12 protein-coding genes are annotated in these 19,191 nt (G+C 71.6%); 8 read left to right on the top strand and 4 right to left on the bottom strand.

Features of this window, described 5'->3' with window-relative positions:
• The first annotated feature begins 13 nt into the window (after nucleotides 1-13).
• The 8 genes from ACIA6C_RS05940 to gatB all read left to right on the top strand — a co-directional run bounded on the left by ACIA6C_RS05940 (nucleotide 14) and on the right by gatB (nucleotide 10,463).
• The gene (locus ACIA6C_RS05940) at nucleotides 14-703 is read left to right on the top strand and encodes an SDR family oxidoreductase (protein WP_399273191.1); all 690 of its coding nucleotides are present in this window, start codon (nucleotides 14-16) and stop codon (nucleotides 701-703) included.
• Nucleotides 700-1,695 (top strand): methionine synthase, encoded by a 996-nt coding sequence (locus tag ACIA6C_RS05935; protein ID WP_399273189.1) that lies wholly within the window; start codon nucleotides 700-702, stop codon nucleotides 1,693-1,695. The genes ACIA6C_RS05940 and ACIA6C_RS05935 overlap by 4 nt, the downstream gene beginning before the upstream one ends.
• 30 nt (nucleotides 1,696-1,725) lie before the next feature.
• The gene (ligA, locus tag ACIA6C_RS05930; protein WP_399273187.1) at nucleotides 1,726-3,936 is read left to right on the top strand and encodes an NAD-dependent DNA ligase LigA; all 2,211 of its coding nucleotides are present in this window, start codon (nucleotides 1,726-1,728) and stop codon (nucleotides 3,934-3,936) included.
• Nucleotides 3,937-4,324: 388 nt separating this feature from the next.
• On the top strand, nucleotides 4,325-6,520 hold the full coding sequence (locus ACIA6C_RS05925) for a putative bifunctional diguanylate cyclase/phosphodiesterase (protein ID WP_399273185.1): 2,196 nt from the start codon (nucleotides 4,325-4,327) through the stop codon (nucleotides 6,518-6,520).
• A gap of 376 nt (nucleotides 6,521-6,896) precedes the next feature.
• Nucleotides 6,897-7,193 carry an Asp-tRNA(Asn)/Glu-tRNA(Gln) amidotransferase subunit GatC gene (gene gatC, locus ACIA6C_RS05920; RefSeq protein WP_007266718.1) on the top strand — a complete coding sequence of 99 codons (297 nt, stop codon included), beginning with the start codon at nucleotides 6,897-6,899 and terminating at the stop codon, nucleotides 7,191-7,193.
• 4 nt (nucleotides 7,194-7,197) lie between these two features.
• Nucleotides 7,198-8,697, top strand: a complete 1,500-nt coding sequence (gene gatA / locus ACIA6C_RS05915; RefSeq protein WP_361128306.1) for an Asp-tRNA(Asn)/Glu-tRNA(Gln) amidotransferase subunit GatA — start codon at nucleotides 7,198-7,200, stop codon at nucleotides 8,695-8,697.
• Nucleotides 8,694-8,939, top strand: coding sequence for a hypothetical protein (locus ACIA6C_RS05910; protein ID WP_361128303.1), 246 nt, complete (start codon nucleotides 8,694-8,696; stop codon nucleotides 8,937-8,939). Before gatA ends, ACIA6C_RS05910 begins: the two co-directional genes overlap by 4 nt.
• Nucleotides 8,940-9,011: 72 nt before the next feature.
• The gene (gene gatB, locus ACIA6C_RS05905) at nucleotides 9,012-10,463 is read left to right on the top strand and encodes an Asp-tRNA(Asn)/Glu-tRNA(Gln) amidotransferase subunit GatB (protein WP_399274488.1); all 1,452 of its coding nucleotides are present in this window, start codon (nucleotides 9,012-9,014) and stop codon (nucleotides 10,461-10,463) included.
• A 210-nt stretch (nucleotides 10,464-10,673) separates the two neighbouring features.
• Here the strand turns inward: gatB and ACIA6C_RS05900 are convergent, their stop codons facing one another.
• The 4 genes from ACIA6C_RS05900 to ACIA6C_RS05885 form a co-directional block, all read right to left on the bottom strand.
• Nucleotides 10,674-11,282, bottom strand: coding sequence for a GNAT family N-acetyltransferase (locus ACIA6C_RS05900; RefSeq protein ID WP_399273182.1), 609 nt, complete (start codon nucleotides 11,280-11,282; stop codon nucleotides 10,674-10,676).
• The gene (locus ACIA6C_RS05895; protein WP_399273180.1) at nucleotides 11,279-13,387 is read right to left on the bottom strand and encodes a penicillin acylase family protein; all 2,109 of its coding nucleotides are present in this window, start codon (nucleotides 13,385-13,387) and stop codon (nucleotides 11,279-11,281) included. The genes ACIA6C_RS05900 and ACIA6C_RS05895 overlap by 4 nt, the downstream gene beginning before the upstream one ends.
• Before the next feature lie 72 nt (nucleotides 13,388-13,459).
• Nucleotides 13,460-13,960 carry a DinB family protein gene (locus ACIA6C_RS05890; protein WP_399273178.1) on the bottom strand — a complete coding sequence of 167 codons (501 nt, stop codon included), beginning with the start codon at nucleotides 13,958-13,960 and terminating at the stop codon, nucleotides 13,460-13,462.
• Nucleotides 13,961-14,113: 153 nt separating this feature from the next.
• Nucleotides 14,114-18,940 (bottom strand): FG-GAP-like repeat-containing protein, encoded by a 4,827-nt coding sequence (locus tag ACIA6C_RS05885; protein WP_399273176.1) that lies wholly within the window; start codon nucleotides 18,938-18,940, stop codon nucleotides 14,114-14,116.
• Between the last annotated feature and the right edge of the window lie 251 nt (nucleotides 18,941-19,191).

The raw sequence follows: 19,191 nt of genomic DNA, 5'->3' as shown, positions 1-19,191 counted from the left end.
CGAGCATGGCCGTATGGCTACTCACCTGATCACCGGTGCCGGATCCGGCATCGGCGCCGCCGTCGCCGCCCGCCTGCACGCCCGCGGCGACGACCTCGTCCTGCTGGCCCGCGACGCCGGCCGCGCCAGGCAGCTCACCGACCGCTACCCCGGCTCCCGCGCCCTCGTCGGCGACCTCGCCGACCCCGACCGGCTCTCCTGGGCGTTCTCCAAGCAGGCCGTCCCGGAACGGATCGACTCCCTCCTGCACATCGCCGGCATCGTCGACCTCGGCCCCGTCGGGGAGCTGCGCCCCAAGACCTGGCACCAGCAGCTCAACGTCAACCTCATCGCCCCCGCCGAGGTCACCCGGCTGCTGCTGCCCACCCTGAGGGCCTCACACGCCACCGTCGTCTTCGTGAACTCCGGCGCCGGCCTGAGCGCCCACGCCGACTGGAGCGCCTACGCCGCCTCCAAGCACGGCCTCAAGGCGCTGGCCGACTCCCTGCGCGCCGAGGAGAAGCCCCACGGCGTCCGCGTCACCTCCGTCTACCCGGGCCGTACCGCCAGCCCCATGCAGGCCAAGGTGCACTCGCAGGAGGGCAGGGAGTACGACCCCGCCGACTGGATCGACCCCGAATCGGTGGCCACCACCATCGTCATGGCCGTCGACCTGCCCCGCGACGCCGAGGTCAACGACCTGTCCGTGAGGCCCGGCCGATGACCGTGAACGCCACCGGCGTCGGTTCGCTGCCCGGCGGCGACGCCCGCGAAGCCGCCAGGACCGCCACCGGCTCCTTCGAGGAGTTCCCGTACCTCCCCGAGCTGCCCGCCCGCGGGCCGGGCGCCGACATGATCGGCCGCACCCTGGGGCTGCTCGTGGAGATGTACGCGCACGTCGAACCCAGCGGCTGGCGCGTCAGCGACCGCCCCGGCCGCGACACCAGGCGCTCGCGGTCCTGGCTCGGGGAGGACCTGGACGCCCTGGAGGAGTTCACCCAGGGGTACCGGGGCAAGCTCAAGGTCCAGGCCGTCGGCCCGTGGACCCTGGCCGCCGCCCTGGAGCTGCACGGCGGCGAGGCCATGCTCCAGGACGCGGGCGCCTGCCGTGACCTGGCCGGATCCCTCGCCGAGGGCTTGCGCGAGCACCTCGTCGACGTACGGCGGCGGGTACCCGGCGCGCAGATCGTGCTCCAGTTCGACGAGCCGTCGCTGACCTCCGTCCTGCTCGGCCGGGTCCGCTCCGCGAGCGGCTACCGCACCTACCGGGCGGTCGACCGGCAGGTGGTCGAGGGCACGCTCCGCGAGCTGTTCGCCGTCACGGACTCCGTCGGGGGCGGCGAGGTGATCGTCCACTCCTGCGCGCCCGAGGTGCCCTTCGGCCTCCTGCGGCGAGCCGGCGCCGCGGGCGTGTCGTTCGATTTCTCCTTGCTCACCGAGCGCGAGGACGACGCCGTCGGTGAAGCGGTCGAGGACGGCCTGAAACTCTTCGCCGGAGTGGTGCCCGGCACCGATGCCCCGTTGTCAGACCCGGGCGGTAGCGTCATGGGTGTCAGGAAGCTTTGGCGCAGGCTGGGGCTGGCCCCGGGGACTCTGGCCGAGTCCGTCGTGGTCACCCCGTCGTGCGGTCTGGCGGGCGCCTCGCCCGCCTACGCCCGCGCGGCACAGGCGCACTGCGTCAGAGCGGCGAGGTCGCTCGCCGACAACCCTGAGTGACGGTCGAGACGGGCCACGGGAGGACACGGCATGGCAGCCGAACAGAAGCAGGCAGGCGACACGACGGTACCGGCGGCGGTGCGCGAGCAGCACGCGCTGCTCGCCGAGCAGGTCGAGGAGCACCGCTTCCGGTACTACGTGAACGACCAGCCGGTCGTCAGTGACGCCGAGTTCGACCAGCTGCTGCGCTCGGTGGAGGCGTTGGAGGAGGAGTACCCGCAGCTGCGCACCCCCGACTCGCCCACCCAGAAGGTGGCCGGGGCGTACGAGACGGACTTCGCCTCCGTCAAGCACCGCGAGCGCATGCTCTCGCTCGACAACGCCTTCGAGGACGAGGAACTGGCGGCCTGGGCCGAGCGGGTGGCCCGGGACGTGAACACCGGCGCCTACCACTACCTGTGCGAGCTCAAGGTGGACGGCCTGGCCGTGAACCTCACCTACGAGAACGGCCGCCTCACCCGCGCCGCCACCCGCGGCGACGGCCGCACCGGCGAGGACATCACGCCCAACGTCCGCACCATCGCCGAGATCCCCGACCGCCTCAAGGGCGAGCGGATCCCCGAGCTGGTGGAGATCCGCGGCGAGGTCTTCTTTCCGATGGAGAAGTTCGAGGAGCTCAACGCCCGCCTGGTCGCGGCGGGCGACAAGCCCTTCGCCAACCCGCGCAACGCGGCGGCCGGTTCGCTGCGCCAGAAGGACCCCAAGGTCACCGCGACCCGCCCGCTGCACATGGTCGTCCACGGCATCGGCGCCCGCGAGGGCTTCGACATCGACAAGCTCTCCCAGGCCTACGCGCTGCTCAGCGAGTGGGGCCTGCCGACCGCCCGGCACAACAAGGTGGTCGGCTCGCTCGAAGAGGTACGCGAGTTCATCTCCTACTTCGGCGAGAACCGGCACTCCGTGGAGCACGAGATCGACGGCGTCGTCGTCAAGCTCGACGAGATCCCGCTCCAGGGCCGGCTCGGCTCCACCGCGCGCGCCCCGCGCTGGGCCATCGCCTGGAAGTACGCCCCCGAAGAGGTCAACACCAAGCTGGTCGACATCAAGGTCGGCGTCGGCCGCACCGGGCGCGTCACCCCGTACGCGCAGGTCGAGCCGGTGACCGTGGCCGGCTCGGAGGTCGAGTTCGCGACCCTGCACAACCAGGAGGTCGTCAAGGCCAAGGGCGTGCTGATCGGGGACACCGTCGTGCTGCGCAAGGCGGGCGACGTCATCCCCGAGATCCTCGGCCCGGTGGTGGACCTGCGCGATGGCACCGAGCGGGAGTTCGTGATGCCCGCCGAGTGCCCCGAGTGCGGTACGCCGCTGCGGCCGATGAAGGAGGGCGACATCGACCTGCGCTGCCCCAACGGGCAGACCTGCCCCGCGCAGCTGCGCGAGCGGCTGTTCTACCTGGTCGGCCGGCAGTGCCTGGACATCGAGAACTTCGGAAAGGTCGCCGCGGCCGCGCTGACCCGGCCGCTGGAGCCGGCCTCCCCGCCGATGCTGGACGAGGGGGACCTGTTCACCCTCACCATCGAGGACCTGCTCCCCATCAAGGCGTACGTGCTCGACCAGGACAGCGGGCTTCCCAAGCGGGACCCCAAGACGGGCGAGGAGAAGATCGTCAGGGTCTTCGCCAACCAGAAGGGCGAGCCGAAGAAGAACGCCCTGGCGATGCTCCAGAACATCGAAGCGGCCAAGGACCGCCCCCTGGCCCGCATCATCAACGGCCTGTCCATCCGCCACGTCGGGCCCGTGGCCGCCGAGGCCCTCGCCCGGGAATTCCGTTCGATCGAGCGCATCGAGCAGGCCACCGAGGCGGAACTGGCCGCCACCGACGGCGTCGGCGCGATCATCGCCGCCTCCCTCAAGGAGTGGTTCGCCGTCGAGTGGCACCAGGAGATCCTGCGCAAGTGGCGCGCGGCCGGTGTCCGGATGGAGGAGGAAGGTTCCGGCGAGGCCGAAGGGCCGCGTCCGCTGGAGGGCATGACCGTCGTGGTCACCGGCACGTTGCAGAGCCACACCCGCGACGGCGCCAAGGAGGCCCTGCAGAGCCGGGGCGCGAAGGTCACCGGCTCCGTCTCGAAGAAAACCTCCTTCGTCGTCGTCGGCGAGAACCCGGGCTCGAAGTACGACAAGGCCGTCCAGTTGAAGCTGCCGGTCCTCGACGACGCCGGGTTCGCGGTACTGCTGGAACAGGGGCCCGACGCCGCGCGCGCCGTGGCCCTCCCGGCGGACGGCGCCACCGAAGCGGAGTGACGACCGGGTGAACGTCCTCGCTCGGTAGCGCAGAAGACGAACCGATGCGTGGCGTGCGGCCGTGCGGGCGGGCGCACGCCCGGCGCGGCCCCCAGTGGTAAAAGGCCGGTACAAGGCTGGTGGCGGGCCCGTGAGCTGTCGGATCATCGGATGGGTGACCCCGGTCGGCCTGGTCCAAACTCGCCTGTTCGGCGGATACCGTACTGATGAGGATGGCTGGGTCACATTCGGGCAACCACCGCCGACCGCTGCCCCTGGACCCCTCTCGCGTCCTACTGTTGAGGGGTGCTCCTGTCGTGCACGGCTGCCTGATGTGCTGTCAGCCGCGGTGGCACGGCACAGGGGCCATCGCGTGACATCGGCATCGCCGGCTGTGAGAGGGACGGGCATGAAACCCACCGAAAGCGCCGACCCGTCACCGGAATCCGGCGGGGAACCCCCGCCCGTGCGGACGGGCCGGCTCGGTCTCCTGCGTGCCAGGACACCGCAGACCCGTACGCTCGACACCGGGGCGGGCGCGGGCGGGCAGGAGGGGCGCACCGTGCTGCCCTTCGCCGTGGTCGGCCTGGCCGTCGCCGCACTGGCCTCCGGGATCGTCACGTCGCTGACCGACCGTCACGCCCTCTTCCCCGGCGGGCCCGTGGGCTGGGCGCTCGCCCTGCTCACCGGTGTCATCGTCGGCCACCTCGTGGCGCTCGGCCGCGACCGCTGGTGGGGCGGCACCGGCTCGGGAGCCGCGCTCACCCTCGGCGTCCTCCTCCTGTACGGATGGGTCCCCGCCGGACTGGTCTCGCTGGCGGTGGTCTCGCTCGTCGGCGCCGCCCGCCGCCACCGCTGGCGCCAAGGCCTGCTGCACGGTTCCGCCGACATCCTCGGCATCGGCGCGGGCGCCCTCGTCCTGGCCGCCTTCGGCGAGGCGCCGACCGTGGAGACCCCCTGGGTGCCCGGCACCTGGGACCTGGCGGCGATCCCCGAAGTGGTCCTGGTCGCCCTCGCCTACCTGCTGGTGACCCGGATCGTGCTGTGGTTCGCGCTCGCCCCGCGCGGCGCCGGACTGCCCACCGTCGCCCGCACCGCCCTGCTGAGGCAGGCGCTGGTGGCCGCCGCGCTGCTCGGCATCGCCCCGCTGATCTGCGTCGTCGCCTCCAACCAGCCCGTCCTGCTGCCGCTGTTCGCCGTACCGCTCATCGCACTGGACTCCACCCTGTGGATCGCCCGCGCCCGAGCCGAGGAACAGCTGCGCGACCCGCTGACGGGCCTGCCCAACCGGCAGTGGCTGCTGGAGCGCACCTGGTCGGCGCTGGACGAGGCTGAACGTTTGGGCACCCGCTCCGCCCTCGTCCTCATCGACCTCGACCGCTTCCGCGCCGTCAACGACACCCTCGGCCACCTCGCCGGGGACCGGCTGCTCCTGCAGATCGCCGAACGGCTGCGGCAGGCGCTCCCGCCGGACGCCGAGGCGGCACGCCTCGGCGGGGACGAGTTCGCCGTCCTGCTGCCGCTCGCCGACTCCACCACCAGCGCCCAGCGGGTCGCCCGCCACCTGGTCTCCGAGCTCAGCTCCCCGCTCGACCTGGACGGCCTCACCCTCGTCCTGGAGGCCAGCGCCGGCCTCGCCGTCTTCCCCGACCACGCCCTCGACGCGGAGGGCCTGCTGCGCCGCGCCGACGTCGCCATGTACCAGGCCAAGCGGGACCGCACCGGCGTCGAGGTGTACGAGTCCAAGCGGGACAGCAACACGCCCGACCGGCTCGGCCTCCTCGGCGATCTGCGCAGGGCGCTCGACGCGGGCGAGGTCGAGCTCCACTACCAGCCGAAAGTCCGCTTCGACGGGAAGGTGGCCGGCCTAGAGGCGCTCGTGCGCTGGGTCCACCCCGAGCGCGGGCGCGTCTCCCCGGACGAGTTCATCGCCATCGCGGAGACCTCCGGCCTCATGCCGCACCTGACGGAGTACGTCCTGGAGACGGCTCTGGCCCAGGTGGCCCGCTGGCGTGCCCAGGGGCTCAAGGTGCCGGTCGCCGTGAACGTCTCACCGCGCGACGTCCACACCCCCGGCTTCGCGGGAGCCGTGGCCGCACGCCTCGCCCGGCACGGCGTCCCGGCGAGCGGCCTCCAGCTGGAGATAACGGAACACGTCCTGCTGGAGGACCCCCAGCGGGCGGCGGACACCATGGCCGGGCTGACCGGCCACGGGGTGAAGATGTCCCTGGACGACTTCGGCACCGGCTACTCCTCGCTGGTGCACCTGCGGCGGCTGCCGGTCAGCGAGCTCAAGATCGACCGCTCGTTCGTGGCGCGGCTGGCCGTGGACGCCCAGGACGCCGAGATCGTCCGGTGCACGGTGGACCTCGCGCATTCGCTGGGCCTGCTGGTCGTCGCGGAGGGCGTCGAGGACGACGAGACCTGGGAGCGCCTGCGGGACCTGGGCTGCGACGCCGTCCAGGGCTGGCTGGTCGCCGCCGCCATGCCCCCGCAGGAGGCCACGGCCTGGCTCCTGGCCCGCGGCGAACGCGGCTGGCGCCGCCCGGCGGACATCACGGCCGAACTCGCCGCCGCGGCCGCCAACGAATCCCAGGCCTCCTGAACCGCCCGGCCCCCCACCCCCACCGGGCGCAGCCGTACCCCCACCGGCAGCTGACCCCCCCCACCGGGCACAGCCGCACCCCGCCGGGCGTAGCCGTACCCGCCGGGCGCAGCCGAACCCAGCCTGTTGGCGCAGCCGCACCCCCGCCGGCGCCGTCCCGGCTCGGGCGCAGCCGAACCCAGCCCCGCCGGCGTTTGAGGCGCGGGGTCCGGGGCGGAGCCCCGGGTAGCCCCGGGCGCAGCCCGGGGACCGCTCGCGCCGCGGCGCCGCGCCCGGATCGGGAGGCCCCACGGGCAATGGGTTCGTGGCCCACACCCCCCGCCCCATAGGATTGGCAGCGAAACCTACACACTCACCACCCCCAGAGGATCGCTGCATGCCTGGCATCACGCGCGAGGAGGTCGCCCACCTCGCTCGGCTGGCACGTCTGGAACTGAAGAGCGAAGAGCTCGACCACTTCGCCGGACAGCTCGACGACATCATCGGCGCGGTCGCCCGCGTATCCGAGGTCGCCGACCAAGACGTCCCGCCGACCTCCCACCCGCTGCCGCTGACCAATGTCATGCGCGCGGACGAGGTCCGTCCGTCGCTCACCCCCGAGCAGGCGCTTTCCGGCGCTCCCGCCCAGGAGCAGCAGCGTTTCAAGGTGCCGCAGATCCTGGGGGAGGACTAACAACATGACTGACACCGTCATCATCAAGCTCACGGCCGCCGAGACCGCCGAGAAGATCGCCTCCGGCGAGCTCACGGCCGTCGAGGTCACCGAGGCCCACCTGGCCCGCATCGAGGCGACCGACGAGAAGGTCCACGCCTTCCTCCACGTCGACCGCGAGGGCGCCCTCGCCCAGGCCCGCGCCGTCGACGCCAAGCGCGAGCGCGGCGAGAAGCTCGGCCCGCTGGCCGGCGTGCCGCTCGCGCTCAAGGACATCTTCACGACCGTCGGCATCCCGACCACCGTCGGCTCGAAGATGCTCGAAGGGTGGATCCCGCCCTACGACGCCACCCTGACGCGCAGGCTCAAGGAAGCCGACGTCGTCATCCTCGGCAAGACCAACATGGACGAGTTCGCCATGGGCTCCTCCACCGAGAACAGCGCGTACGGCCCCACCGGCAACCCGTGGGACCTCACCCGCATCCCCGGCGGCTCCGGCGGCGGCTCCGCCGCGGCCCTCGCCGCCTTCCAGGCACCGCTGGCCATCGGCACGGACACCGGCGGCTCCATCCGTCAGCCCGCCGCGGTCACGGCCACCGTCGGCGTGAAGCCCACGTACGGCTCGGTGTCCCGCTACGGCATGGTGGCCTTCTCCTCCTCCCTCGACCAGGGCGGCCCCTGCGCCCGTACGGTCCTGGACGCCGCGCTCCTCCACGAGGTGATCGCCGGCCACGACCCGATGGACTCCACCTCCATCGACGCCCCCGTCCCGCCGGTCGTCGAGGCGGCCCGCAACGGCTCCGTCGCCGGCATGCGCGTCGGCGTGGTCAAGCAGTTCGCGGGCGAGGGCTACCAGGCCGGTGTCGTGCAGCGCTTCAACGAGTCGGTCGAGCTCCTCAAGGAGCTGGGCGCCGAGATCGTCGAACTGGACTGCCCGTCCTTCGACCTCGCCATGGCCGCGTACTACCTGATCGCCCCGTCCGAGGCCTCCTCGAACCTGGCCCGCTTCGACGGCCTGCGCTACGGCCTGCGCGTCGGCGACGACGGCACCCTGTCCGCCGAGGACGTCACCGCCCTGACCCGCGAAGCCGGCTTCGGCGACGAGGTCAAGCGCCGCATCATCCTCGGTACGTACGCGCTCAGCTCCGGCTACTACGACGCGTACTACGGCTCCGCCCAGAAGGTGCGCACACTCATCTCGAAGGACTTCGAGAAGTCCTTCGAGCAGGTGGACGTGATCGTCTCCCCGACGACCCCGACCACCGCCTTCGCGATCGGTGAGCGCACCGACGACCCGCTGGCGATGTACCTCGCCGACCTGTGCACCATCCCGACCAACCTGGCCGGCAACTCCGCCATGTCGCTCCCCTGCGGCCTGGCACCGGAGGACGGCCTGCCGGTCGGACTGCAGATCATCGCCCCCGCCATGAAGGACGACCGGCTGTACAAGGTCGGTGCCGCCGTAGAGGCCGCCTTCACCGCCCGCTGGGGTCACCCGCTGCTTGAGGAGGCTCCGTCGCTGTGAGTGGTAGCGCACTGTCCAAGGCCAAGGGCTTCAAGAAGTCCAAGTCCGGTACGTACCTGTCGATCGGCACCACCGCCTTCGGTGCCATCAGCGTGATCAAGCAGGCCCGCAAGGCCCGCGTCGAGAACGACACGCTGAAGCTGGTCGACGCCGTTGTGTCCGCCGCCGCCATCGTCACCGGGCTCGCGATCCTGTACCGCGAGCTCAAGCGCCTCGGCGACGACGACGTCCTGCTGGGCTGAGAGGGAAGTTTCACTGTGACCGTCACCGAACTGCTGTCGTACGAGGACGCCCTCGCGTCGTACGACCCCGTCATGGGCCTGGAGGTCCATGTCGAGCTCGGCACCAAGACCAAGATGTTCTGCGGCTGCTCGACCGAGCTGGGCGCCGAGCCCAACTCGCAGACGTGCCCCGTCTGCCTCGGCATGCCCGGCGCGCTGCCGGTCGTCAACGCGATCGGCGTCGAATCCGCGATCAAGATCGGCCTCGCGCTGAACTGCGAGATCGCCGAATGGTGCCGCTTCGCCCGGAAGAACTACTTCTACCCGGACATGCCGAAGAACTTCCAGACCTCCCAGTACGACGAGCCCATCGCCTTCAACGGCTACCTCGACGTCCAGCTGGAGGACGGCGAGATCTTCCGCGTGGAGATCGAGCGCGCCCACATGGAGGAGGACACCGGCAAGTCGCTGCACGTCGGCGGCGCCACCGGCCGTATCCACGGCGCGTCCCACTCCCTGCTGGACTACAACCGCGCCGGCATCCCGCTCATCGAGATCGTCACCAAGCCCATCGAGGGCGCGGGCGAGCGGGCCCCCGAGGTCGCCAAGGCGTACGTCGCCGAGCTGCGCGAGGTCATCAAGGCCCTCGGCGTGTCCGAGGCCCGGATGGACAAGGGCCAGATGCGCTGCGACGTGAACCTGTCGCTGCGCCCGAACGGCACCGAGAAGTTCGGTACCCGCTCGGAGACGAAGAACGTCAACTCGCTGCGCTCCGTGGAGCGGGCGGCGCGCTTCGAGATCCAGCGCCACGCGGCGGTCCTGTCCTCCGGCGGCACCATCGTGCAGGAGACCCGGCACTTCCACGAGGACGACGGCTCCACCACGGCCGGCCGGATCAAGGACAACGCCGAGGACTACCGGTACTTCCCGGAGCCCGACCTGGTCCCCGTCGCCCCGGCCCGCGACTGGGTCGAGGAACTGCGCGGCACCCTGCCCGAGATGCCGCGCGTGCGCCGCAACCGGCTCCGCGAGGAGTGGGGCGTGGGCGAGCACGACATGCAGTCCATCCTGAACGCGGGCGCGGTGGACTCCATCGTCGCCACCATCGAGGCGGGCGCCGACTCGGCCGCCGCGCGCAAGTGGTGGATGGGCGAGCTGGCCCGCAACGCCAACGAGCAGGGCGTCTCCGTCGACGAGCTGCCCATCACCCCGGCGCAGGTCGCCCGGGTCGCGGCGCTGGTCGCCGAGGGCTCGCTCAACGACAAGCTGGCCCGCCAGGTCATCGAGGGCGTCCTCGCCGGCGAGGGCACCCCGGACGAGGTCGTGGACAAGCGCGGCCTCAAGGTCGTCTCGGACGAGGGCGCGCTGGGCGCGGCCGTGGACGAGGCCATCGCGGGCAACGCCGGCATCGCGGACAAGATCCGCGGCGGCAAGATCGCCGCGGTGGGCGCCCTGGTCGGCGCGGTCATGAAGACCACCCGCGGCCAGGCGGACGCGGCGCGCGTCAAGGAGCTCATCCTGGAGCGCCTGGGCGTCTCGGAGTAGACCCCGCACGACCCGCACGACCCGCACGATCCGTACGCGGACGGAAGGCGGCCCCGCACCGGAATCCCGGTGCGGGGCCGCCTTTTCCGGCTCAGCGCGTCAGCTGCGGGGCGGCGATGACGACCTTGCCCGTGTCGCACCCCGCGTCCACCTTGAGGCGCAGCCGCAGCGCACCGCGTACCCGTACGACATCCGTACGCAGGCGCCCCGTCAGCGGGTTCCGGGGGCGGTGAGGAAGGCGAGGCGGGCCCTCTTCGCCGGGAGGTGGACCTCGGGGAGGTCGATCTCGGGCAGCTCGATCTCGGGGCCGAGGACGAAGCCGCAGTGCTCCAGGAAGGAGAGGGCCTTGCCGTTGCGCGCGTCCGGCTCACCGACCACGCGGCGGGCGCCGCAGTCGGAGAACAGGTAGGACGTGAAGACGTTCGCCAGCACCGTGCTGAACCCGTGCTCGGGTGCGCCCTGCACGGGGCCGAGCAGCAGGTGGATGCCGATGTCGCCGGGCTCGACCTCGTAGCACTCGCTGATCCGGTCCTCGGCGCAGTCGTACGTCTGGAACAGTGCGACCGGCTCCCCGTCCCGCCGGACGAGGAACGCGTGGTGCGTGGTGCGGCGGTCGACGTCCTCGTAGATCTCCTGGACCAGCTCGCGGCCGGCTTCGGCCATTCCCCAGAACCTGGCCCGTTCCTCGATGACCCAGCTGTGGATCAGGGCGGAGTCGGCGGCCGGGTCGACGGGGGTGAGGGTGACGGTGCCGAAGCCCTCGACGGGGCGGGTGAACACGGGCTGCCGGGTGGCGGGGGCGCCGGAGGGGGCGGTCAAGCGGATTCCTTGGTGAGTCGGGCCCAGTCGGTGACGACGGGGACGAGTTCGCAGCGGGCCCACAGGGGGAGCTGATCGCGGTGGTGGGGGGAGCCGGCGACGCCGTCCGCACCCAGCGGGACCGCCCAGAGGCTGTCCTCGCGCCGGGCGAGGTCCCACACGTAACGGGCCGCCGAGGCGCGGGCGGTGAGGTCGGTGAAGCCGGGGACGGAGCTGGTGGCGTTCACGCAGTCGTGGTCGCCGCCGAGCCCGGGCCACTCGGCGTCCGGGTCCGGGAGCGCCGACCACGGGGCCAGCCGGTGTACCTGCGACCAGGGGGTGTCGGCGGTGTGCGCGGCCGCCGTCTCCTCCAGGGCGGCGCGGACGTGTGCGGCACGGTCCAGACCGGGCAGGAGGGAGGTGGTCAGCAGGCCCTCCAGGGCGTAGCCGACGCGCGGGACGAGGTACAGCCAGGGGTGGAACACCTCGGGGGCGGCGGGAGCGTCGGCCAGACCCGCGAAGACGGGGTCGGCCGCGAAGCGGCGTACGGTCGCGGTCCGGAAGGCCGAGAAGACGGTGGCGTCGGTGGAGTCGGCCTCCATGTGCCGGTCCCAGGCGAGCAGGCGCTCCCTCAGCCGCTCCGCGTCGGGGGAGAGCCCTTCGAGCCCCGGCAGCAGGGCCAGCAGGGGTTCGGCCGAGGCCAGGTGGGTGTCCCGGTGTACGTCGGCCATCGCCGCCGGGGACCAGCGGGCCGAGCCGGAGAGCAGCTCGCGGATGCGGTTCGCGCGGTGCGGGGGCGCGAACTCCACGCCGAGCGGGGAGGCGATGCCGCGTGCGTTCGCCATGACGGCGAAACCCCGGACCGGTTCGGCGGGGGTCGCGGCCCAGCCCTGCCAGGCGTACCGCGCCTCCCAGGCGGGCACGGGGCGCAGCCGGTTGGCGGGATCGCGCTGCGGGACGGCGCCGGCGACGCGGTGCAGGAGACCGCCCTCGGTGTCGGCGGCGTGCACCACGTTGACGGGCTCGGCCCAGCCGTCGAGGGCGCGGTCGATGTCGGTGACGGTACGGGCGCGCAGCAGCGCGGGCAGGGCGGCGAAGCCGAGCTCGCGGCGGACGCGGGGCGGGTAGCGCAGGGAGAGCGTCTGCTGTGCCGTGGGGGTGTGGGCCGCGGCGTCGGACGTGATGACCGGGCCGCGCGCGGTTTCGAGCACCTCGACGGTGACGGGGCCGGCGCCGGCGACCGTGATGGTCTCGGTGTGCCGGTGGACGGGCTCCCAGGTGCCGTCCGGCCCCAGTGCCTCGGCGCCGTCACCGTCGGCCACCGAGCGCAACTGCTCGACGTACAGGTCCTGGTAGTCGGCCATGGCGTTGGTGATGGCCCAGGCGGCGCTGCCGGTGTGGCCGAAGTGGGCGAGCCCGGGGACACCGGGGACGGCGAGGCCGAGGACGTCGTACTCCGGGCAGGCCAGACGGATCTGCTGGTAGACCCCCGGGTCCTCGATGAACCGGTGGGGGTCGCCCGCGATGATCGCCGCTCCGGTGGCGGTGCGGTCCCCGGGGACCAGCCAGCCGTTGCTGCCGGCCGTGCCGGGGCCGTCGGTGGCGAAGAGGGTGGCGGCGTCGTCGCCGAGGGCGCGGGCGACGCGCTCGCGCCAGAGCTTGGTGGCGAAACCGGCGAAGAGGATGTGGGTGGCGATCCAGATGGAGAGCGGGACCCACGGTTCCCAGGGGGTGCAGCCGTGTCCGGTGCGGCCGTCTCCGGTGCGGCCGTGTCCGGTGCGTGCGAACCGCTCGTCGCGGGCGGCGCCTTCGGCGAGGCCGTCGTTGACGCCCTCGACGTAGGCCCGTACCCAGGCGGCGGTCTGCGGGTCGAGGGCGTCGTGGCAGCGGCGCGCGGTGTCGTCGAGCCGGGCCTGGCGTGCGAAGCGGTCCCAGGCGACGGCCTCGGGACCGAGGAACGCGGCGCTCGACCCCTGGGCGCGGTGCCGCTCCACCTCGATCTGCCAGGCCCGGTCCAGGGCGGTGACGCGGCCCTGGGCGCGGGCGAGGCCGAGGTGGTCGCCGGCGCGGAGGTGGGGGACGCCCCAGCTGTCGCGGTAGAGCTCCGCGTCGTCCGTGCTGCGCATGCTGGGGTCCCCCCGCAGTAGTGGCTTAGGTAAGGCTTCCCTAATGTCGACACCACTATAGGGGCAGGAGGATCAGACGCCGACGGTGCCGTCGATCGCCTCCCGGATGAGGTCGGCGTGGCCGTTGTGGCGGGCGTACTCGTGGATCATGTGCAGCATCAGGTGCCTGAGCGAGACCTCCGCCTCCCACCTGGGGACGTAGCGGCGCACGTCGAGGGACTCGGCGGCGGCCTCCACGGCGCGCGCGTGCTCGACCTCCGCCTCCCAGGCCGCGAACGCCTCGGCGCGGGTGGAGGAGGAGGCGTCGTAGGCGGCCTGGAAGTCGTGCCGGTCCGACCACACGTGCGGCACCTCGTCGCCGCCGACGATGCGCCGGAACCACTGTCGCTCCACCTCGGCCATGTGCCGTACGAGGCCCAGCAGGGACAGCTCCGAGGGCGGCGACGCCGGCCGGCGCAGCTCCTCGTCGGACAGGCCCTCGCACTTCATGGCGAGGGTGGCGCGGTGGAAGTCGAGGTGGGCGCGCAGGCTTTCGCGCTCGGAGGCGAGGGGAGAGGGCGGGATGCGTTCCATGTACGGATCTTGCCGCGCGCGGGACCGCGGAGGGAAGGCATTTACGGCCGGTCCGGCTTCCCGCCCCCGACGTCCGGACGGGCCGCGACGAAAGGCCCCGCACCTTCCGGGAAGGTGCGGGGCCTCGTGGTCAGCGGTGGACCGCCAGGCAGCTCACCAGGTGCCGGGCAGGGTCTGCCAGCTCAGGAAGCCGTTCTCGAAGCCTCCGTCCGCGCGGCCCTTGAAGGTGAACGCGCCGCTGGCGCCGCTGGCGTAGTTGTACATGCTGGAGATGTCGGCGCGGCCGTCCCCGTCCGAGTCGCCCGATACCGGCATGCCCGCGTTGGACCCGTACCAGTAGCCCTCCGGCGTGTCCCAGCTGCGGACAGCGTCGCCGACCGTGCCGTCCGGCTTGGCCGCCAGCGTCGACAGGGAGGCGTGCCCGTCGCCGTGGTCGTACATGAGCGCGGCGTCGGCGCGGCCGTCGCCGTTGTAGTCGCCCGCAGTGAACTTGATCTTCGCGTACTCCCAGGCGCCTCCTGCGGGCTGGGTCCAGGACTTCACAGGGGCGGCGAAGCCGCCGTTCGGCTGGGCGAGGCCGGTGAAGACCGCGACACCGCCGGCCGAGTACCCGTACAGGGCCAGGAAGTCGTCGCGCTTGTCGCCGTTCGCGTCGCCGACCTGGAAGGTGGCGTGGTCGATCCACCAGTTGCCCGGCCCGGTACGCCAGCTCGCCATGGCGGCGTTGAAGAGGCCTTCGCCCTTCGCGGTCCAGGTGTGTGCGCCCGCGTCACCGCCGCCGTAGTCGTAGATCATGGCGAAGTCGTCGCGGGCGTCGCCGTTGAAGTCACCGGCGAGCGGCTTGGCCCTGGCCCAGTCGAAGGTGCCCGCGGCCACGGTGAGGCCCTTCACGGGGGTGAAGGTACCCGTGGTGTTGGAGAGGAAGCTCCACAGGGCGTTGCTGCCGTCGGCGTAGCCGTACAGTGCACCGATGTCGGTGCGGCCGTCGCCGTTGAAGTCGCCCGTGACCCACTTGGCGCGCCCGTAGGAGAAGGCACCCTTCGCGCTGGTCCAGCGCACCGTCGGCTCCTCGTATCCGCCGTCGGGCAGCGCGTTCAGCACGTACAGGGCGCTGGTGTCGTCGCCGTAGTCGTAGGCGGTGGCCAGGTCGGTGCGGCCGTCTCCGTTGAAGTCGCCCGACAGGTCGGTGCGCAGGTGCGCGGTGCGGTCGGCGGGCTGGTGCTCGACGGTGGAGCCGGTCACGCGGTTGTGGCGGATGTATCCGTTCTCGAAGTCCTCGCGGGGGCCGCCCGCGACCTCGTACTCGTCGGACTGCGGATAGCCGAGGGCGCTCTTCTCGGCGCCGAGGGCGATCCACTTCTTGCGGATGGATCCGAAGACCGACCACGAGCCCTTGCCGCTCCGCCAGTAGACGGAGCCGGTGGCCTCGGTGTCGGAGCGCTTGCGGAAGTGGTTGAAGCGGGCCACGCTGCCGTCGCCGACGTTTGTCTCGTCGGTGACCGGGTAGCCCAGGTAACTGGCCGGGCCGCCCAGGGCCGCGTACTTGCCGTAGATGGATCCGTGGACGGACCACGCACCGGTGTCGGAGGACCAGAACACGCCGGCCTTCCCGCCCGAGGCCGAAGAGAAGGTGGAGAACCGTCCGGTGCCGTCGAAGGTGGACGCCTCGTCGGAGGTCGGGTATCCCAGGATGCCCTTCTCGGCGCCCATCGCGAGCCACTTGGCGCGGATGGCGCCCCATACGACCCAGGCGCCGCTGCTGGGGTGCCAGTAGATCGAGCCGTTGTCGCTGCTCTGGCCGGGGCCGCGCAGGTGTACGTACCGGCCCACGCCGTCGCCCGGTACGAGGACGTCGGTGGTCGGGTAGCCCAGTGCGGTACCGCCCTTGGCGAGGAACTTGGCCAGGATCGGACCGCAGAGGCTGTGCGTGCCGGTGGCGGGGGAGGTGAACGACCGGCACTCGGACCAGGAGGTGCCGCCGAGGACGAGCTGGCGGCCGGCGCCGAAGGCGGAGCCGCCCGTGAGGGCCTGACCGGGGATCTCCGTGATGCGGCCGGTGCCGTCGCGGGACCACAGGTCGGCGTACCCGTCGGCTTCGAAGTCTCCGTTGCTGGCCAGGTGCGGGTAGGCCGCGCCGGTGAAGCCGCTTCCGATGGAGGAGGCGCGGACCGTGGCATCGGCGAAGACGGACAGATCCGCGGTGGTCACCGAGGAACTGTCGGAGGTGGGGCGGCTCGTGTACTGGTGGATCTTGCCGGAGACGGTGTCACGGGCCCAGATCTCGGGCAGCCGGTCGCCGTTGAGGTCCCCCGGCGACATGATCGTCATGTTCTTCCAGTCGGCGTTGCCGAGCAGAATGGGCTCGCTGACGGCGTCGAGGAAGCCGACCGCGGAGCCCAGGTAGAGCCAGAGCTGGTCGCCGGTCTTCACCAGCAGGTCCGGCTGGTCGGCGTCGTCGGTCTTCCCGTCGTTGTTGTCGTCGTTCACGCTGGCGATGGCCACGACCTGGTCGGCGTTGGACCAGTGGTCGTCCACGTCGGAGTTCGCCACTTGGAGCTCGATGCGGTTGGCGTCCGCGGCCTCCAGGTCGCCGTCACCCCTGTTGGGGTAGACGTAGAGGTTCTTGCGGGAGTTGTCGGGGCTGGGCCGCAGGGCGACGAGATCCTCGTAGTAGTCCTCGTTCCAGCTGCCCCGGTGCGTCAGCGACGCGGCATCCGCGAAGGAACCCTGGTCGAGCTGCTTGGACAGGTCGAAGGTGCCGTCGCCCTTGCCGGGGTGCATCCACAGGGTGCCGGATCCCGGGTCGACGCTCCAGATGTCGACGGTGCCGTCTCCGTTGAGGTCGCCGTGCTTGTCACGCGTGGCCAGGCGCTTGACGTAGAACAGGTACTCCTTGAGGTTCGACCGGTTGCCGGAGGCGTCGAGGCTGTGCACGAAAAGGCGCTGCGGTCCGGCCGTGGTCGGCATGTAGCGGATGTCGACGGAACCGCCCGTGGTGGTGGGCGAGACCCTGTTGACCTTGGGGTTGGAATCGGTCCACCACTCGAAGGCGGTGACGTCCTTGACGCCGTTGGCGCTGAGGTTGAAGACGCCTTCGGTACGGGCGAGGCCGGTCTTGGCCGGGTCGTCCTCGTTCTCGGGGAACTGCTCCGACTTCACGACCGGGGTCTTGTCGGGCCGGGTGCGGTCGAGGGCGAACACGCACTGGCCGGCCCAGGGGCTCGCGGGGCCGACACCGTCCAGCGTGCGGACGTCCCACCGGTAGGTGCCGTCCAGACCGCGGGCGGGTATCACCAGCTGCGCCACGTTCCCGTTGCTCGCTTTGACCTTGGCGACGGTGGGCGTGGCGGCTCCCTCCTTCCAGTAGTGGAACTCGGCGTAGAGGGAGACGTCCTCCTTGTCCTTGTCCTTGACGCGGGCGCGCAGCACCACCTGGTCGGTCGTGCCGATCACGCCCCCGGTGCAGGGCACGGACGGGTCGGTGGAGCGGTCCGTGGGCTTGTCCGGCGTGGTGTTGAACGTGGTGGAGATCCGGGCGCTGTTCGGGTCGAGCTTGCGCCAGGAGACGTCGACGGTGTCCTTGGCCGCCTTGAGGCCGAAGGTCCAGTTTCCCCAGTGCCTCTGGGCCGCCATGGCGACGGCCGACTTCACATTGAGTTCGATCAGGTCGCCGTCGCCCGGGCAGTTGCGTCCGCCGAAGGACTGGCCGGTGGCGTCGACCATCCGCTGCCAGGCCGGCTGGTTGTTCCAGGTGGTGGACTTGGAGATGGTGCCCGTGTCCCAGACCTGGATGTCACCGGACTTGCAGCTCCAGGAACCCGCGGACTTCTGCTTGATGCGCAGCGTGGATTCCAGGATCTGCTTGTCCCAGTAGTCGGTCATGCCGACCTGGAAGAAGGTCTTGGCACAGATCACCGCGTTGCCGTTCGCGGCGTCCTTCGCGCAGCCGACGCGGGCGTCCTTGCTCAGCGTGCCGCCGTTCCAGTAGTTGGTGTTCGGCGAGGACGGGAACGCGTTGTGCTTGTACGCGATGGTCCATGCCTGCTTCCAGGCGTCCCAGGTCGGGTCGATCACGACGGGGTACGTGGTCCCGGCCGCCTTGAGCAGGTTCTGGTCCGGCGTCAGGGTGAGCGTGGAACCGCTGAGCCTGACGCCCAGGTCGGCCTGTTTGGCGCCCGTGGTGACGCCCTCGACCGGAGCGCCGGGCGGGTCGCCGGCGGCGGCCGAGGAGCGCAGGCCCTTCGCGGTGGGGCCCGGGGTGGCGGCGGGCTGCTGCGCGTTCCGCCCGCCGGCGTCCCACATCTGCGGCTTCGCGGAGCCGAAGACCGTCTGGCCGGCCGGGTCCACGGCGCTCAGCCGGCCGTCGGTCTCCGCGCGTACGGTCAGGCCCTTGCCCTTGAGCCCGAAGTTCAGGGCGGCCAGCTCGGGGTTGGCGGCGGCCTCGCGGCTCTTGACGATCAGCGCGTGCGAGAAGCTGTCGACGCTCGCGCTCACGCGCAGGTCCACGCCGGGCAGGACCTCCGGGTAGAGCGCGCTGTCGCCCTCCAGCTCCGGCTCGGGGAGCGGCTTCGGCCATGAGAGCGAGACGTCGCGGCCGTTCTCCGACATGACGACGAGGGGGGCGTCGCCGCCTCCCGAAAAGGTCAGGCCCATCCGCGTCGCTTTGGGGGTCAGCCGCCCGTCCTGCGTGCGCTGGAGCGTGGCATCAACCGGAATCAGCTTTCCGCTTTTCCGGACCCGTATCGGGACGAGGGAACGGTTGGCTGTCTTCGTTCCGTCGGGATTGGCCCATACGTCGTCCGTCTCGGTGCGCTGCCCGACGATCTCGACCGGCTTTCCGGTGCGCTTCGCCTCGGACGCCGCCTTCTCGGCTTCTTGGCGGACGGCTGCCGGATCCCCTCCGGAGGAGGTGTCCCTCGGGGGGGCCGCTACGGCGGCGGAGCCGGCCCCGGCCAGGCCTGCGGACAGTACCAGCGTCATGACCAGCGCAGATGCGACTGCGCGTGGCTGGCCGATGGCGCGGAAGCGCGCCAGGGGTGGTCTCACGGCTGTTCCTCGTGGTCGATCCGCGCGCCCGAGAGCGGCTCGTGCGGGCGGATGTGTTCATGGGTCCCGGCGAGCCTCTCATGAGGACGGATGGCAAGAGGAATAACCGGAATTCGGAATTCCGATTCAGTCGGCTTTCTGTCCGACTTTGCCTGATGTTGGTGTAGCTTTACTTCCCCAAAATT

It is taken from the genome of Streptomyces sp. NPDC051578 (assembly GCF_044454045.1).
In the GTDB taxonomy this organism is placed as follows: Bacteria; Actinomycetota; Actinomycetes; order Streptomycetales; family Streptomycetaceae; genus Streptomyces.
Note: the sequence above shows the minus strand (reverse complement) of the source record. Positions and strands in the feature narration are given on the sequence as shown.